Origin of the sequence: Streptomyces typhae, from assembly GCF_009755605.1 — a bacterium.
In the GTDB taxonomy this organism is placed as follows: domain Bacteria; phylum Actinomycetota; class Actinomycetes; order Streptomycetales; family Streptomycetaceae; genus Streptomyces; species Streptomyces typhae.
This window is the reverse complement of sequence record NZ_WPNZ01000001.1, coordinates 220,113-236,296: the sequence shown is the minus strand read 5'-3', so window position 1 is coordinate 236,296 and position 16,184 is coordinate 220,113. Positions and strand designations below refer to the sequence as shown.

Below are 16,184 nucleotides of genomic sequence, written 5' to 3'. Positions count from 1 at the left end.
CGACCGCTGGCTCTGGCAAAGTGATCGGCACTGCTAGACGATTCTCGTGAGGAACTTGTGAGCACGCTCGGTAGCTTCATCTGGTCCATCGCTGACCAGCTTCGGGGCCCCTATCGCCCCAACCAGTACGGGACTGTGGTCCTCCCCTTCACGATCCTGCGGCGGCTCGACTGCATCCTGGAGCCCGATCAGGCGACGGTGCGAGAACTGGCGGCGCAGTTCGAGAACCCGAACCGGCTCAAGCTCGAGGTCAAGAAGGCGACAGGGCGGACCTTCTACAACACCTCCAACTACTCGTTCGCGAACTTGCTGGCCGACGCGGACGGGCTGGCGGACAACCTGGCCGACTACATCGACCGGTTCTCCGCCGACGTGGACGTGTTCGAGTACTTCGACTTCAAGAAGGAGATCCTGGCCCTGGAGAAGGCCGGGCTTCTGCGCGAGATCGTCAAGTCCTTCGGCAAGATCGACCTCCACCCAGATGCGGTGTCGAACTCCGACATGGGCGATGCCTTCGAATACATCATCCGCAAGTTCAACGAAGCAGCGAACGAGACCTCTGGCGACCACTACACACCCCGCGATGCGATCCGACTGCTGGTCGACCTGCTCTTCGCGGAGAAGGACGTCGACCTCACCGAGGGCGGCATCATCCGGTCGCTGTACGACCCCACCGCCGGCACCGGCGGCATGCTTTCCCTGGCAGAAGAGCACCTGCTCGCTGGGAACCCCGATGCGAAGCTGGGCCTGTACGGCCAGGAGTACAACCCGCAGTCGTACGCCATCTGCAAGTCCGACCTGCTCGCCAAGGGCCACGACGCGACCAACATCGCCTTCGGAAACACACTGACCGACGACGCCTTCAAGGGCCGTCAGTTCGACTACTGCATGTCCAACCCGCCCTATGGGGTGGATTGGAAGCAGTACGCCAAGGCGGTCAAGGAAGAGCGCGACTCTGCAGGTCCCTTCGGTCGATTTGCCCCCGGTCTCCCTCCGACCTCGGATGGGCAGATGCTTTTCCTGCTTCATCTAACTCACAAGATGCGTGCCCCCGAGGACGGCGGTGGTCGGGCAGGGATCGTCATGAACGGTTCGCCACTGACCAATGGAAGGGCTCCGGACCCCAAGAAGCCAAACGAGTCGAGCATTCGTCAGTGGCTGCTGGAGAGCGACTTGGTCGATGCGATCGTAGCGCTGCCGAACAACATGTTTTTCAACACTGGCATCGCTACTTACATCTGGATCCTTGACAACACCAAGCACCCTGACCGCAAGGGGCTGGTTCAGCTCATTGACGGCACCTCATTCTGGACCAAGATGCGTAAAAATCTTGGCGACAAGGGCCGAGAGCTCGGTGACGCGGACCGTGCCGAGGTGCTGCGGCTGTACGGTGACTTCACCGATGCCGACCCTGACTACTCCAAGGTGTTGCGCAACGACGAGTTCGGCTACTGGGCTGTCACCATCGAACGCCCCCTCCTCGATGAGGAGAATAAGCCTGTCTACGCCAGCAAGGGCAGGGTCAAGCCGGACTCGAAGAAGCGCGAGATTGAAAACGTGCCCTTCAGTTATGGTGGCTCGACCGTCGGCGCGTCCGGCCAAGCCGAGATCATCCAGGCCTACTTCGAAGCCGAAGTCAGGCCGCATGTTCCTGACGCATGGATCGATTGGGCGAAGGTCAGGACCGGGTACGAGATTCCTTTTACCCGGCACTTCTATAGGTATGTTCCGCCCCGTCCGCTCGCGGAAATCGACTCCGATTTGGAGAAACAGGTCACAAAGATCCTCGACCTCCTCCGAGAGGTGGAAGGATGACACGTCAGATGCGCGAAACGGGCATCCCGTGGTTCCGATCCATTCCTGCAGAGTGGGACGCTGTGGCGCTTGGCCGTCTGACGACTCCTGTGAAGCGTACGAACATTTCAGACGCTCCCCTGCTGTCGCTCTATCTCGGCGAGGGGATCGTTCCGTATAAGGCAGACCGAATCGTTCATGCGACTAGCGAGGATACGTCCGCATATCAACTTGTTCTTCCTGGTGACCTTGTTCTGAACAATCAACAGGCGTGGCGAGGGTCCGTTGCGATCTCGCAACTGCGCGGAATCATCAGCCCCGCATACATCGTCTGCCAAGTGTCACGGCGGCTGGAGCGGCGGTTCGGTCGGTACCTGTTCGCGTCGTATGCCGCGCGATTTCCGTACGTGATCTCGTCGCGTGGTGTGGGCGATATTCAGCGAAATCTATCGTGGCAGTTGCTCAAAGCGCAGGAGTTTCCTCTTCCGCCTACCGAGGAACAGCTGGCTATCGCTGACCACCTGGACCGCGAGACCGCCCGTATTGACACACTCATTGAGGAGCAAAAGCGGCTCGTAGAGTTGCTCCGCGAACGGCGTGAGGCGGAATCCGAGGCCGTCCTGGGGGCGCCATCTGAGGCACGGCAAACAACCGTCAAGCGCGCGCTGCAACCATTGTCACGTCCCCCAGTGGCGGGGCTCGGCGTTGTGACTGCCTACCGAGATGGCGTTGTGACCCTTCGAAGTAACCGCAGGGAGGAGGGTTACACCTTTTCCAACAGCGAGAGTGGCTACCAAGAGATCCGACCGGGCGACCTCGTGTTCCATGCCCTCGATGGTTTTGCTGGTGCGGTTGGAGTCTCTGACAGTCGCGGTAATGCGACGCCGGTCTATCACGTGTGCGAAGCCATTGCTGGGGATGACCTGGCATATATCGCCCATCTGCTTCGCTACCTGGGGCGCAGCGGCTTCCTTGCCACGCAGGCCCCAAACGTGCGTGAACGGAGTGTTGACTTCCGCAACTGGTCCACGTTCGGTCGGTTGCCGCTAGCACTGCCGCCGGTTGCTGAGCAGCAGCGCATCGCGGCGCATCTGGACGAGCAGACCTCGAAGGTAGATGTCCTCATCGCCGAATCGGAGCAATTCATCGAACTTGCCCGCGAGCGTCGGCTGGCCCTGATCTCGGCGGCAGTGACGGGTCAGATCGACGTGAGGGAGGCCGCGTGATGGCCGATCACAACGAGGCGGTCTTCGAGAAGGAGATCTGCGAGTGTCTCGAGGCGCGCGGCTGGCTGTACTCGGTAAACGACCACGACGGTGGCGAGTACGACCGAGAGCGGGCGCTGTTCCCGGCGGATCTGTTCGCGTGGCTGGAGACGACGCAGAAGCCGGCGTACGAGAAGGCGTTGAAGGCTGCAGGGTCGCAGGCGAAGTTCCTCGACGTGCTGACCGCGGCGCTGGACAAGCCGTTGGAGCACGGCGGTGGAACGCTAAACATTCTGAGGAACGGGGTGCAGTACATCGGCGGCGGCCGGTTGAAGCTGGCACAGTTCCGCCCCGATACCTCGCTCAACGCGACCACCGCGGCGCATTACGAGGCCATGCGGGTGCGGGTAGTGCGGCAGGTGCACTTCTCGACCGCTGACCAGCGCACCATCGACCTGGTTTTCTTCGTCAACGGGCTCCCGGTGGCCACGGTGGAGCTGAAAACCGACTTCACCCAGTCGCTGGACGAGGCGATCAACCAGTACAAGCACGACCGCAACCCGTTGACGAACGGGCGCTTGGAGCCGCTGCTGTCGTTCGGCCACCGGGCGCTGGTGCACTTCGCAGTCTCCAACGGTCTAGCGGCCATGACCACGAAGCTGGAGGGAGACAAGACCCACTTTCTTCCGTTCAACACCGGCTTCGACGGTGGTGCCGGCAACCCGCCCGGCGCGGACGACGGGTCGGCGACGACGTACCTATGGGAACGCGTCTGGGAGAAGCAGGCTTGGCTGAACATCATCGGGCGGCTGATGATCGTCCAGACCAAGGAGGAGTGGGACGTCACCACCGGCACCTCGGTGCGGCGTACGAGCATGCTCTTCCCGCGCTTCCACCAGTGGGAGGCCGTCACGAGCATCGTCGCCGCAGTGAAGGAAGAGGGTGTCGGGTACCGGTACTTGATCGAGCACTCGGCCGGATCAGGAAAGACGAACACCATCGCCTGGACCGCCCACGGGCTGGCCCGACTGCATGATGCCGACGACAAGAAGGTCTTCGACTCCGTCATCGTGGTCGTGGACCGTACCGTGCTTGACTCCCAGCTGCAGGATGCGATTCGGCAGATCGACGGGAACAAGAAGATTGTGGCGACCATCAGCCCTGAGGACGTCCGCAAGGCCGGCGCGAAGTCGAAGTCGGGTCTGCTGGCGCAGGCGTTGAAAAACGGCGAGCTCATCATCGCGGTGACAGTGCAGACCTTCCCGCATGCACTGGAAGAGATCCGGACCGACGCCGGTCTGAAGGGCAAGCGATTTGCCGTAATCGCTGATGAGGCGCACTCCTCCCAGTCGGGGCAGATCTCCTCGAAGCTGAAGCAGGTACTGACGGCCGAGGAGCTCAAGGAGGTCGAGGAGGGCGGGGACGTCGATGTGGAGTCGGTGCTGGCCTCCGAGATGACCGAGCGGGCTGAGTCGGAGAACATCTCCTACTTTGCGTTCACCGCGACGCCGAAGAACAAGACCCTCGAACTGTTCGGCCGTAAGGGCCCCGACGGCAAGCCGCGCGAGTTCCACCTGTACTCGATGAAGCAGGCGATCGAGGAGGGCTACATCCTCGATGTCCTCAAGGGCTACCAGTCCTACGACACCGCGCTGCAGATCGCCGGCAAGGCCGAGGCCGGTGACGGAGGCGAGGTCGAGGAGGCTGCCGCCCGTAAGGGGCTGATGAGGTGGGTCCAGCTCCATCCGACGAACGTCAGCCAGAAGGTGCAGATCGTCGTCGAGCACTTCCACGCCAACGTCGCCTACCTCCTCGAAGGCAAGGCGAAGGCGATGGTGGTGACCGACTCGCGCAAGTCTGCGGTGAAGTACAAGCTGGCGATAGATGCGTACATCGCCAAGCGCCGCGGCGAGGACGCCTCGTACAACTACCGTACCCTGGTCGCTTTTTCGGGCGGGGTGACGATGCCCGAGGACGAGACCTGGCACAGCGACTGGGGTCCGTTACCGTCGAAGGACGACGAGTTCACCGAGGCCAATATGAACCCCGGTGCCGGGGCTGATCTGGCAGCCGCCTTCAAGGGCGATACGTACAAGATCATGCTGGTCGCCAACAAGTTCCAGACCGGCTTCGACCAGCCCTTGCTCTCGGCGATGTACGTCGACAAGAAGCTGTCGGGGGTCACCGCGGTGCAGACGCTCTCGCGCCTCAACCGCACCCACCGGACCGCTGGTGGGGAGCAGAAGCGCAAGACGTTCGTCATCGACTTCGCCAACAAGCCCGAGGACATCAAGACGGCCTTCGAGCCATACTTCAAGAACGCGACTCTGGAGACCGAGACCGACCCGTATGTCGTCGTCCATCTGGCCAACAAGCTCGCCCAGGCCGGGATCTACACCGAAGATGACGTCCGCAAAGTCGCCGAACTGTGGGTTATACGGAAGGGCAACAACGCTCTCTCGGCAGCGATCAGCCCAGCGCAGCACGATTTCCGGCGCCGCTACGCGCGGGCGATCGAGGAGGAAGACAAGGTAAAGCTCCAGGAGCTCGACCTGTTCCGGAAGGACGTCTCCACCTACGTACGGCTCTACGACTTCATGTCCCAGATCGTCGACTACGGCGATCCCTACATGGAGATGCTCTCGATCTTCCTGCGCCTGCTGGAGAAGGTGATCGCCGAGTCCGCTTGGGCAGCCGACGTCGACCTCTCCGACGTGGTGCTGGTCGGCGTCAAGCACAACAAGGCGATCGCGGTCGACATCTCACTCGTGGGCGACGGGCAGCTGAAGGGCATCAGCGCCGCCGGCACGGGAGCGAAGAAGGATCCGAAGTACGTCGCGCTTCAGGTCGTCATAGACAAGATGAACGACCTCTTCGGCGCCGAGACGTTCGCTGCCTCCCAGGTCAGGGAGTTCGTACAGGGCCTAGTGCAGCTGCTGCTCGCTGACCCGAACTTGGTCCAGCAGACCAAGGTGAATTCCAAGAAGCAGTTCCTGGAGTCACAGGATTTTCAAGCCGCCGTCACGGAGGCAGTCGCAGAGAATCAGGACGCCCACAACACGATGGCTGACTACTTCTTCACCGATGGGCCGGCCATCAACGCGATCATCGTTGCCCTTGCGGATGCCTTCTACGAAGCAGCAGTCGATCAGCAGATCGACACCTGAGTGGACGCCGAGGTCAGACGTCCTTGATCTGTACGCGGTCGCCGCACAGTTTCGACCAGTCGTCGCGGTCCGAGGTCAGCACAAGGACGGGTGCCGGGGAGCGGAGCGCCATCGCGGCGACGAGGGCGTCGATGGCGTACTTGTGGCCATGTAGGCCGCCGGCGTCGCTCAGCAGCTGCACCGCGGTGAGACTGTCCGCCTGGGTGACGTCTTGGACCTGAAGGCGGGAGAGCAGCCAGCGCAGCCTGGCGGTATCCGTTTTCCCGTAGACGGCCTCCACCACCGTCAGGGCCGACACGAGGACGGGCACACCTACGCGCCGAGCGGCCTCGATCCGGGTGATCATCTGGCGGTCGTTGCGCAGCAGCAACGACAGCGCCTGGGAGTCGAGCACCAGGGACCTGGCCGCGGGCTCCTTCACGCGGCGCTGTCGTTCGACGCGTAGGGTGCCGGTGTGTCACCGAACAATTCGCTCTGCGCGGCCTGGACTTCGGCTTCGGTCAGCGGCTCGTGCTCGGCTTCGTAGGCGGCCACGATCTCCGCGAGGCCGTCCATGGCGAGCTGATGCCGGACCGCCGCCGTCACGTATGCGGACACGCCGCGCTTGCCGGTACGGGTGCGCAGAGCACCGAGGAGTTCGGAGGGCATCGACACGGAGATGTTCTCTGTGCCACCGGGGCGGGGTGACTTCATGGCCGCAAGTCTAGTACACAAACTATTACAGTGTCTGGAGTGCTGCGCGGCCTGTATCCGGACGGGCGTTGATGCGTAGTCTTGACGCTTCTGGATCTTCTTGTACTTTGCAGTGAATCCCGTGCTGGGATGGTGCTGGGATGCGCCTGGATAACCGCAGGTCAGAGCGGTTGTGGTGGAGTTCCGCTTCAACGTGTGATCGATCAACTGCTTTACGTTATGCGGCTCGTTGACGTGCGAGTTCGGGGTCGAGCCCTTTCCTGGGCTCGGCCCCTTGGCGGGTTCCTGTGTCGACCTGTCCTGCGCCTTGCAGATGGCGTTTTTATGGCAGTTGTGCCTGAAGAGTGGCTGCGCCTGATTGGCAGTGCATCGCTTCACTCTCCCAGATGATGCGATGCACGCCAGCCCGCTTGCGGTCCCCGGGCGTCTCGTGCCGTTCCCCGCGATTGCCGAGGCCGCTACGGCGAAACAAAGCGAAGCATCAGCCGTCAGGCGCTCCAGCACTAGGAAGCGAGAACGGCAGGAGCGAGGCAAGGCCCTTACGGAGTACCGGTTGCGTCCCGTCGTCTCGTTCAGTGGAAACCGGCAGGTTGCAGCTCGGTTCACCGGAGTGATCGCGCATCAGGCTGGCAGTTGCACACTTTCTGTTATGAACTTGACGGGGCTGTCGTGCAGCAGGGCGTATATGGGGCTCCAACCGTGCACATTCTTACGTGTGCTCCTCGGCTCTAGAGCTGTAGTTAGCTACGAAGCTCTGTTTAACTTGAAAGGAACTTCGTCAAATCCTGCTGCAACCGTCACTCGCTAGTGTCGGCGGTGAGTAGATCTGGCATTTATTTGTCCTCTGGTCGAACGAATCTTTCCCCTGCCTGACTACGCGCATGGGAAGCGGCATTCAGGTGCCTACGAAGGAATTGATGGACTCGCTTTCCATAGCGGACATTATCGTTCACCTTGACGACGTGGAAAACGGGGCAGCCCACGTCGGAGGAAACTAACGTCAGCTTCAAGCGGGACCATCGTTCGACTTCGCCCGCTTTGTCTGAGCGGGGTCTGTGCCCAACGGCGCTCCGCTTACTGAGTTGGGACTCGTGGAGTCGTAGTTGCTGACGGAGCTTGATCTTCGCGGTATGCCGTACTCATGCGGTACGCACGCGGCGGTGGGCTGAAGTGGCTGGCCGCGCACCAACTGCCCTCCTACGCACCCGATCGCACCCCGGTCGAAGGCGCTGCGACGCGGCTGGCTCAGCAACGTCGCCTTCACCACGCCCGAGCACCTCGTCCAGACCGTCCGCAGAGGCTTGCGCACGATTCCATACCTCAGCGACCTCATCGACGGATGCCACGTCGGAACCGGATTGTCGCTCACGACTCCACGAGTTCAAGCTCGGTAGGAAGTGTCACGCTGGCTGGGTCATCAGTCCTGCAAGATCCCACTCGACTTCGGCGAAAATCATCGAAGAGCATGTCTGTTGCCCAGTACGTGAGCGCCCTTGTCGGGAGGTCCTGACGCTGCCCGTCCACCCCTGCGTGATCAGGCAGCCGTGCCTGTCTCCGTCCCTCACCTCGCTATTGGGTCCCGTAGTGGCTGGTCGCCGGGGAATATCTGAGGTTAGACGGTTCGGATGACCGGGGCGGGTTTAATGTCCTGGGCGTCGATGAGGGTGCGGATGTCGTCTGGGTCCGAGGTCCAGATGATGGCGCCGAGGCTGGCTGCCATGGTCACGACGGTAGCGTCGACGATGTCGGAGGTGCTGGCCTTGCCGCAGAGGATGCCTGCGGTTTTGGCGGTTTCGAGGCCGACGGGTACGACGTGGCATCCGGCGAGGAACTTGCCGAGTCTGACCTGGCGGCGGGAGTCCCGCCATGCCTGGCTGACGACGACGGACGGGATGTGGATGTCCCGTCCGTCTTCGAGGGCGAGGCTGTGTCGGACCCACATGCTGCGGTCGTCGTTGTCGATGGCGATGAGGACCCCGGCGTCGTACAGGTAGGGGATGTTCACGCGGCCGAGGCTCCCGAACTGCTGAGGTATTCGGCGTCGGCGGCGGCCAGGTCCGCGCGGGCGGCGGCAAGCTCTTCCGGGGTGAAGGCACCGTGCTCGGCCTGCCACTCCTGGATGACGGCGCGACCGGCCCGCAGGCGTAGCTCGCGCTCGGCTGCTCCGGCGACGAGGCGGGAAAGTGGGATGCCTTCTTCCTCGGCAGCTCCGGACAGGGCTTCGACCAGGGATTCGTCGAGGGTGATAGTCACCTTCTTGGTAGCCATACATCAACCATAGTGCGGTATGGCATCCGGTGTCGATGTGCTCTTCGCGCGTCAGCGAGCGTCGCGGTGTGAGCGCGTCCGGTGAGGGGTCTCGGCGGGCAGGGGCTGTAGGTGATGCTGGGCCCATATTCACTGGTAAAAGCGGATTGGCGATGAATGCCCTGCTGGGCCGTGGGGCGCCAGTGCACGGTCTCGAGCACGGGCCAGGCGACAGATCGGGGCTTGGGTGGCGAGCGTTTTTCAGAGGTGCAAGAGGGACGTCCGGGACCGGAACTTCCCCTGTGGCCGTCTGCGATGTCGGCACGGCTGGACGGTGCGTTACCGGGAGCCGGGCGGTAGGCGCGGGCGGCAGCGGGAGAGGTCGTTTGCCCGGCGGGTGGGCTCGGATGGTGCGGATGCATTTGCCGACAAGGGCGAGAACGACAAGAAGGCCGACGTTCACTTCGATCCTGCGCCTGGGTGGGTGTCATTGCAGGTCTGGGCTCAGGAGTGGCTGGAGCGCCGGGTCAGCGGTGAATCGACGCGCCGCAACTACGAAGGGTTCGTCCAGAACCATCTCGTGCCGCGACTGGAACGGAAGATGCTGGCCGGGCTGGCACGGCGCGACTTCGAGGAGTTCACCAGGCAACCGCACTCCGCCGGCGCCGGGTTGGCGGTCTCTACGGTCAACGATCGGTTGATGATGGTGGCCGCGATGCTAGAGGTGGCCGTCGTGGAGAAACGCATCTGGCGCAATCCCGCGCGGTGTCCGGGTATCCCGGGCGGCCCCGTGCGCGGTGGACGAGGACGAGATTCCCACGTTGGGCGAGGTTGACCTGATCGCGGAGCACATCTCCCCGCAGTACCGGCTCGCGGTCTATCTGCAATCGGGCACCGGTCAGCGCCCCAGCGAGGCCCTCGCCTTCTCCACCGAGTGCCGACGGTCCGGCTTCGTCAGGGTCCGCCGGCAGGTCAGTGCCAAAGCGCACCACGATGACTGCCGCACAGCCTTGGTGCCGCTCAAGCACCGGACGGAGGGTGAGTACCGGGACGTCCCGGCAGCCCCGGTCGTCGAGCAGGAAATCGACGACCACTTGTCGCGGTGGGCGCTGGTGTCCGTGGCCTTCACAGGGCTTCGCGGCAGACGTCGGCGGCTGGAGGTCTTCTTCCCCCCCCGCCGCCAGCGTGGCAAGGGTGTGATGCCCACCGCCGCCACCTTCGGATGCCACTTCAAGAAGGCGTGCGCGGCAGCAGGCGTGGTCGATGTGGACGGCAAGGCCAAATACACGCCCGGCAGTCTTCGGCGCTTCTTCACCTCGACCGCGCTGGGGAACGGCGTGCCGATCCGCGAGGTCTCGCGAGGGTCCGACTCTTCGGGGTCGGGCCCTCTGCTCCTCCCGCGCTTCCACCAGTGGGAGGCCGTCACGAGCATCGTCGCCGCAGCGAAGGAGGAGGGCGTCGGGCACCGGTACTTGATCGAGCACTGGGCCGGGTCAGGAGCGACGAACACCATCGACTGGACCGCCCACGGGCTGGCTCGACCGCATGATGCCGTTGGCGTGTAAGTGCTCGACGGATACGGAAGGGAAGGAACGCTCTCGCGGCGGCGATCAGCCCGGCGCAGCGCGACTTCCGGCGCCGCTACGCGCGGGCGATCGAGGATGAGGACGGAGAAGGTGATCGCCGAGTCCTCTTGGGCAGCCGACGTGGACCTCTCCGACGTGGTGCTGATCGGGGTCAAGCACAGCAAGGCGATAGCGGTCGACATCTCGCTCGTGGGTGACGGGCACTCGTGGGTGACGGGCAACTGACGGGCATCAGCGCCGCCCGCACGGGCGCGAAGAAGGATCCGCGCGGTGGCCGCCGCCTCCAGCGAAGCCGAGTTCCGGATGCCGTCCGCGAAGCGGCAGTCGATCAGCAGGCGGATGCAACCTGAGTAAGCGTTGAGAGGTCAGACGTCCTTGATCTGTACGCGGTCGCCGCACAGTTTCGACCAATCGTCGCGGTCCGAGGTCAGTACGAGCACGGGTGCCGGGGAGCGGAGCGCCATCGCCGCGACGAGGGCGTCGATGGCGTACTTGTGGCCGTGCAGGCCGCCGGCGTCGCTCAGCATCTGCACCGCGGTGAGGCTGTCTGCCTGGGTGACGTCCTGGACCTGAAGGCGGGAGAGCACCCAGTGGAGCCGGGCGGTGTCCGTCTTCCCGTAGACGGCCTCCACTACCGTCAGGGCTGACACGAGGACGGGCACACCTACGCGCCGAGCGGCCTCGATTCGGGTGATCATCTGGCGATCGGTGCGTAGTAGCAGCGACAACGCCTGGGAGTCCAGAATCAGGGACCTGGCGGCGGGCTCCTTCACGCGGCGCTGTCGTTCGACGCGTAGGGAGCCGGTGCGTCCCCGAACAGTTCGCTCTGCGCGGCCTGGACTTCGGCCTCGCTCAGCGGCTCGTGCTCGGCCTCGTAGGCGGCCACGATCTCGGCGAGGCCGTCCATGGCGAGCTGATGCCGGACCGCCGCCGTCACGTACGCGGACACGCCGCGCTTACCGGTGCGTGTACGCAGGGCACCGAGAAGTTCTGAGGGCATGGAAACGGAGATGTTCTCCGTGCCGCCGGGGCGGGGTGACTTCATGGCCGCAAGTCTAGTACAGAAACTATTACAGTGCCTGGAGTGCCGCGCGACCCGTATCCGGGGTGGGCGTTGACGCGTAGGCGTGGCGCTCCTGAATCTTCTTGTACTTTGCAGTGAATCCCGTGCTGGGATCGTGCCGGCATGTGAGCGGGCGGGCGCCTGCTCCATGAGGGCGACAGTGAGCATGGTGACGAGGTGGCCGTGCCACCACCTCTGAGGAGCCGGTTGCCGGGGAGTATCGCCGCGGCCCCCGCCCGGGTCTTCGGGCGGGGGCCGCTCGCGTACCGGGCGATCGAGGATCACCCAAGGACCAGCACCGTAGCAACCCCCGGCCCGAACGCCCCGCCCAGCTGATAGCTCAGGGCGAAGAGGCCGATGGCCGTAGGGCGGTGGGTGGGGGTGGGGGCTGATGCCGCGTGCATGGAGAGGGTGGCGTTGGCGCCCGTTGCCGCGAAGGCTGCCGCGCCCGCCGCGAGCAGCAGCAGGACGCCCGACGTCGCGAACACCGCCGTGGTGATCGCCGCCGCGCCCACCGAGATCAGCACCGCCCGCACCACCGTCCTGCCCAGCCGCACCGCGCTCGCCGCAAGCAGCCACGACAGCGCCGACGCCGTCAGCAGGGTCACCAGCTGGCCCGTGCCGATCGCCCCCTTCGACCAGTCCGCCCTGTCCCGCAGCAGGCTCGGGACCGTGAAGAGGAGGGTGAAGTACGTGGTCGACAGCGTTCCGCCGAGTGCCGCCGAGAAGAGGAAGAGCGGTGAGCGCAGGAGTTGGACCGGGACGAAGCCCTCCGGGCGGCGGCGGATGTGCAGGGCCAGGACGACAATTGTCAGCAAGGCCGCTGCCAGCGCCGGGAGCGGTGCCGTCGGCAGCAGGATCAGCGACGTCGCCAGCGCTATCAGCAGCGCCGCCCCGCGTGCGTCGAAGCCACCCCCGCCCGGCTTCGTCCCCCGCGTGTACCGCGCCACCACCGGTACGGCGAGCACCGCCACCGCCGACACCCCGAACGCGAGCCGCCACGACACCGCGTCCGTCAGCGTCGCCCCCAACAGCGGGCCCGCCGCCCCGAGGACACCGAAGCCCGAGCTGATCACGCCCATCCTGCGTGCGCTGCCCGCCAGGTTCATCGCCGCCGCCACCAGGCCCGCGCCGCCGAGCGACTGCCCCACCCGACCCACCAGCGCCACCGGCAGCCACGGCGCGAGGGCCACCAGCGCCGTGCCACCGAGCACCAGCGCCGTGCTCAGGCGCAGCAGCGGCTGGAACCCGTACCGCCGCAGCAGCGCCGCGAGCAGCGGGGTGCCCGCCGCCATCGCCCACGCGAAGGCCGTCACCATCCACGTCGCCGTGGCCGTCCCCACCCCCAGCGAGCGCGCCATGTCCGGCAGGATCAGCACCGGGGCGTTGGCCCCCGCCGCCACCGGCGCCGCCAGCAACGCCAGCCAGATGACGGGGACTTGGGGCGGTGTGTGTTCCCCTTCCCCTTCCCCTTCCCCTTCCCCTTCCCCTTCCCGTTCCTGGTTTCCCTCCCGCTCCCGGTTCCGGTCCCGCCCCCGGTTCCGGTCCCGGTCCCGCCCCCGCCCCCGCTCTCTCGTGGGCTCTACAGCAGGTTCCGCAGGTGCTGCGAGCGCGGTAGATGCGGTGGTGCTGGACATGGGAATCCCCCTGAAGCCATCTCTGTGAGCCTTCGTTTTCTGAAGGCTGGAACTCTTAACGTTGAGATAAGAATGCATGCGGGTTCGTTCAGTGTCAAGTGTCTTAACATTGAGAGACTGTGGGCGAAGGATCCAAGAAGAGGAGGTCCCTGTGAGCGACGTCGTGGACGCCATCGTCGGGCAGTGGGAGAAGGAGCGGCCCGCGCTGGCGGACGATCTCTGGCCGGTCCAGTTCATCGCCCGGGTGCAGCGGGCGAACCGGGTCATCGAGCGGGAGGTGAAGACCTTCTGCGCCGAGCACGGCGTGGAGATGGGCGAGTTCGACGTCCTCACCACGCTGCGCCGCTCGGGGCCGCCGTACGCCCTGACCGCCGGCGCCTTCCTCAAGGCGGCCATGGTGACGTCCGGTGCGATCACCAACCGTATCGACCGGATGGAGGCCAAGGGGCTCGTCGAGCGCGTGCGGGACAGCGGCGACCGGCGGACCGTCAAGATCAGGCTCACCGAGCGCGGGCAGGAGCTCACCGACGTACTGATGGCCGGGCATCTGCGCAACCACGCCCGGATCCTCGGCGGCATCGACCCCGCGGAGATGGAGCGGGCGGTCGCCGTGCTCCGTACGTTCCTGGAGCAGCACGGGGACACGTCGATCACCTGAAGAGGGGCGGAGTGCGGCCGGCCGAGGCCCGTGGCCGAAGTGCCGCCCGTGACCCGAGAGGCACGGGCAACCCCGTGTGAACCCCGCGGCGCAAAAGCGTGGAGTGCCCACCGTGGCTGAAATCCCGCCATCGCGGCCCCTCGCCAGCCTCCGCCCCTCGGAAGCCGAAGTCCGGTGCCGATGCCTGGACCAGGGGTCGTTCCCTGTGTCGCGGACGAAATGCATCGATTGTTGATGCCATGTCATGGCGGGTGCATGGCAGTCGTGTTACGTCCGAACACTGCCCTTGTGGGTTTTCTATGGATCGGTCAATCTTTCGTCGGCGACAGGGAGTTGAACACTGATCAACTTGACGTGACGTCTCTCCCAAACATTGTCATGCCCTTGTCGCATCCCCCACCAGCGCACCACCGATTGAGGAGGACCCCTCAGATGGCAGTGACGCGTCACCCCCGCCGAAGACTGGCCGGCATAGGCACCCTCTCCCTGACCGCCGCCACGGCCGTCGCCCTCGGCGTCGTGTCCGCGCTTCCCGCGAGCGCGCAGCCGCAGGCCGCGGAGGGCCGGATCCAGTACGCCGGTGCGCCCGGCACGATCGCGAACAGCTACATCGTCACGCTCGACGCGCACGTCGCGAAGGCGGACTCCCCGGCCGGCAAGGCGCTCGCCGAGAAGCACGGGGCCGAGATCGAGCGTACGTTCAAGAAGGTCCTGAACGGCTACGAGGTGGAGGCATCCGAGGCCGAGGCGAAGAAGTTCGCCGCCGACCCCGCCGTCACCTCCGTCGTGCAGAACCGGACGTACACGGTCGCCGCCACCCAGAACAACCCGCCGTCCTGGGGTCTGGACCGCATCGACCAGCGCAGTCTGCCGCTGGACCAGAAGTACACGTACCCGGACAAGGCCGGTGAGGGTGCCACCGTCTACGTCATCGACACCGGTGTCCGCAAGACGCACCAGGACTTCGGCGGCCGTGCCGTCGACGGCTACGACGCCGTCGACAACGACAATGTCGCGCAGGACGGCCACGGCCACGGCACACACGTCGCCGGCACCGTCGGCGGCACCGCGCACGGCGTCGCGAAGAAGGCGAAGATCGTTGGCGTCCGGGTGCTCAACAACTCCGGGTCCGGCACCACCGCGCAGGTCGTCGCGGGCATCGACTGGGTGACCAAGAACGCCACCAAGCCCGCCGTCGCCAACATGAGCCTCGGCGGCCCGGCCGACAGCGCGATCGACACCGCGGTGCGCAACTCGATCGCCGCCGGCATCACCTACGCCGTCGCCGCCGGCAACGAGTCCACCAACGCCTCGACGCGCTCACCCGCACGCGTCACCGAGGCCATCACCGTCGGTGCCACCACCAACACCGACGCCAAGGCGAGCTACTCGAACTTCGGCACCGTGCTCGACCTGTTCGCCCCGGGCTCCAACATCACCTCGACGTGGAACACCAACGACACGGCGACCAACAGCATCTCCGGTACGTCGATGGCGTCGCCGCACGTCGCGGGCGCCGCGGCCCTGTACGTCGCCGAGAACCCGTCGGCCACCCCGGCCCAGGTGTCCACCGCCCTGACGACCGCCGCGACGCCGAACGTCGTCGGCAGCCCCGGCACGGGCTCGCCCAACCGCCTCCTGTACGTGGGCGGCGGCGGCACCAACCCGCCCGGACCGAAGTTCGAGAACGGCGCGGACTTCGCCATCGCGGACAACGCATCCGTCGAGTCCCCGGTGACGGTCACCGGTGTCGCCGGCAACGCCCCCGCCGCGCTCGGCGTCCCGGTCGCGATCAAGCACACGTACGTCGGTGACCTGAAGGTCGAACTCCTCGCCCCCGACGGCACCGCCTACGTCCTGAAGAACTTCGGCACCGGCGGCAGCTCGGACGACATCAACACCACGTACACCGTCGACGCCTCGTCGGAGACCGCCAACGGCACCTGGAAGCTGCGCGTCACGGACAACGCGGCCCAGGACGTCGGCACCCTCGACTCCTGGGGTCTGCAGTTCTGACGGCCCTGACGGACGGCGCCACGCAGTAGCGGCGCCAGGCCTCACCCGCACGTGACTTCGCCCCCGCGGAACGGCCCGGGTCACCGACCCGGCCCACCGCGGGGGCGCGGTCATGTTT

15 protein-coding genes and 1 pseudogene are annotated in these 16,184 nt (G+C 65.3%); 9 read left to right on the top strand and 7 right to left on the bottom strand.

Features of this window, described 5'->3' with window-relative positions; translation table 11 throughout:
• The first annotated feature begins 57 nt into the window (after positions 1-57).
• From GPA10_RS01020 to GPA10_RS01010, 3 genes are read left to right on the top strand one after another with little or no spacing between them, the layout of a single operon-like run.
• Positions 58-1,815, top strand: coding sequence for a type I restriction-modification system subunit M (locus GPA10_RS01020; RefSeq protein WP_343040154.1), 1,758 nt, complete (start codon positions 58-60; stop codon positions 1,813-1,815).
• Positions 1,812-3,020, top strand: coding sequence for a restriction endonuclease subunit S (locus GPA10_RS01015; RefSeq protein ID WP_157163830.1), 1,209 nt, complete (start codon positions 1,812-1,814; stop codon positions 3,018-3,020). Before GPA10_RS01020 ends, GPA10_RS01015 begins: the two co-directional genes overlap by 4 nt.
• The gene (locus GPA10_RS01010) at positions 3,020-6,166 is read left to right on the top strand and encodes a type I restriction endonuclease subunit R (RefSeq protein ID WP_157163829.1); all 3,147 of its coding nucleotides are present in this window, start codon (positions 3,020-3,022) and stop codon (positions 6,164-6,166) included. The genes GPA10_RS01015 and GPA10_RS01010 overlap by 1 nt, the downstream gene beginning before the upstream one ends.
• Positions 6,167-6,179: 13 nt before the next feature.
• Here GPA10_RS01010 and GPA10_RS01005 read toward each other — a convergent pair whose 3' ends face one another.
• Both GPA10_RS01005 and GPA10_RS01000 read right to left on the bottom strand, forming a co-directional pair.
• Positions 6,180-6,587 (bottom strand): PIN domain-containing protein, encoded by a 408-nt coding sequence (locus GPA10_RS01005; protein ID WP_093675289.1) that lies wholly within the window; start codon positions 6,585-6,587, stop codon positions 6,180-6,182.
• Positions 6,584-6,859: a hypothetical protein gene (locus GPA10_RS01000; protein ID WP_157163828.1), complete on the bottom strand. Its 276-nt coding sequence runs from the start codon at positions 6,857-6,859 to the stop codon at positions 6,584-6,586. The genes GPA10_RS01005 and GPA10_RS01000 overlap by 4 nt, the downstream gene beginning before the upstream one ends.
• Before the next feature lie 1,162 nt (positions 6,860-8,021).
• On the opposite strand from GPA10_RS01000, the pseudogene GPA10_RS42110 reads away from it, so the two are divergent.
• A pseudogene (locus tag GPA10_RS42110) lies at positions 8,022-8,253 on the top strand (IS630 family transposase); the annotation flags it as partial.
• Between the two features lie 218 nt (positions 8,254-8,471).
• On the opposite strand, the gene GPA10_RS00990 reads toward GPA10_RS42110, so the two are convergent.
• Both GPA10_RS00990 and GPA10_RS00985 read right to left on the bottom strand, forming a co-directional pair.
• Positions 8,472-8,864, bottom strand: a complete 393-nt coding sequence (locus GPA10_RS00990; RefSeq protein WP_343040153.1) for a PIN domain-containing protein — start codon at positions 8,862-8,864, stop codon at positions 8,472-8,474.
• Complete coding sequence (locus GPA10_RS00985; protein WP_157163827.1) at positions 8,861-9,127, bottom strand: hypothetical protein; 267 nt, start codon at positions 9,125-9,127, stop codon at positions 8,861-8,863. The genes GPA10_RS00990 and GPA10_RS00985 overlap by 4 nt, the downstream gene beginning before the upstream one ends.
• A gap of 376 nt (positions 9,128-9,503) precedes the next feature.
• Between GPA10_RS00985 and GPA10_RS00980 the strand changes: the two genes are divergently transcribed.
• The 3 genes from GPA10_RS00980 to GPA10_RS41550 all read left to right on the top strand — a co-directional run bounded on the left by GPA10_RS00980 (position 9,504) and on the right by GPA10_RS41550 (position 10,917).
• The gene (locus GPA10_RS00980) at positions 9,504-9,941 is read left to right on the top strand and encodes a hypothetical protein (protein WP_157163826.1); all 438 of its coding nucleotides are present in this window, start codon (positions 9,504-9,506) and stop codon (positions 9,939-9,941) included.
• On the top strand, positions 9,904-10,671 hold the full coding sequence (locus tag GPA10_RS00975; RefSeq protein ID WP_198351500.1) for a site-specific integrase: 768 nt from the start codon (positions 9,904-9,906) through the stop codon (positions 10,669-10,671). Before GPA10_RS00980 ends, GPA10_RS00975 begins: the two co-directional genes overlap by 38 nt.
• A gap of 96 nt (positions 10,672-10,767) precedes the next feature.
• The gene (locus tag GPA10_RS41550; RefSeq protein WP_198351473.1) at positions 10,768-10,917 is read left to right on the top strand and encodes a hypothetical protein; all 150 of its coding nucleotides are present in this window, start codon (positions 10,768-10,770) and stop codon (positions 10,915-10,917) included.
• A 140-nt stretch (positions 10,918-11,057) separates the two neighbouring features.
• On the opposite strand, the gene GPA10_RS00965 is transcribed toward GPA10_RS41550, so the two are convergent.
• From GPA10_RS00965 to GPA10_RS00955, 3 genes are all read right to left on the bottom strand, one after another.
• A complete protein-coding gene (locus GPA10_RS00965; RefSeq protein WP_343040152.1) occupies positions 11,058-11,465 on the bottom strand; it encodes a PIN domain-containing protein in 408 nt (135 codons plus the stop codon).
• The gene (locus GPA10_RS00960) at positions 11,462-11,737 is read right to left on the bottom strand and encodes a hypothetical protein (protein WP_014048106.1); all 276 of its coding nucleotides are present in this window, start codon (positions 11,735-11,737) and stop codon (positions 11,462-11,464) included. The genes GPA10_RS00965 and GPA10_RS00960 overlap by 4 nt, the downstream gene beginning before the upstream one ends.
• A gap of 299 nt (positions 11,738-12,036) precedes the next feature.
• Positions 12,037-13,392, bottom strand: coding sequence for an MFS transporter (locus GPA10_RS00955; RefSeq protein WP_246258593.1), 1,356 nt, complete (start codon positions 13,390-13,392; stop codon positions 12,037-12,039).
• A gap of 151 nt (positions 13,393-13,543) precedes the next feature.
• Here GPA10_RS00955 and GPA10_RS00950 point away from each other — a divergent pair, with 151 nt between their 5' ends.
• Positions 13,544-14,050, top strand: a complete 507-nt coding sequence (locus tag GPA10_RS00950; RefSeq protein ID WP_058849764.1) for a MarR family winged helix-turn-helix transcriptional regulator — start codon at positions 13,544-13,546, stop codon at positions 14,048-14,050.
• A 432-nt stretch (positions 14,051-14,482) separates the two neighbouring features.
• Positions 14,483-16,066, top strand: a complete 1,584-nt coding sequence (locus GPA10_RS00945; protein WP_058849763.1) for a S8 family peptidase — start codon at positions 14,483-14,485, stop codon at positions 16,064-16,066.
• The last annotated feature ends 118 nt before the right edge of the window (positions 16,067-16,184 follow it).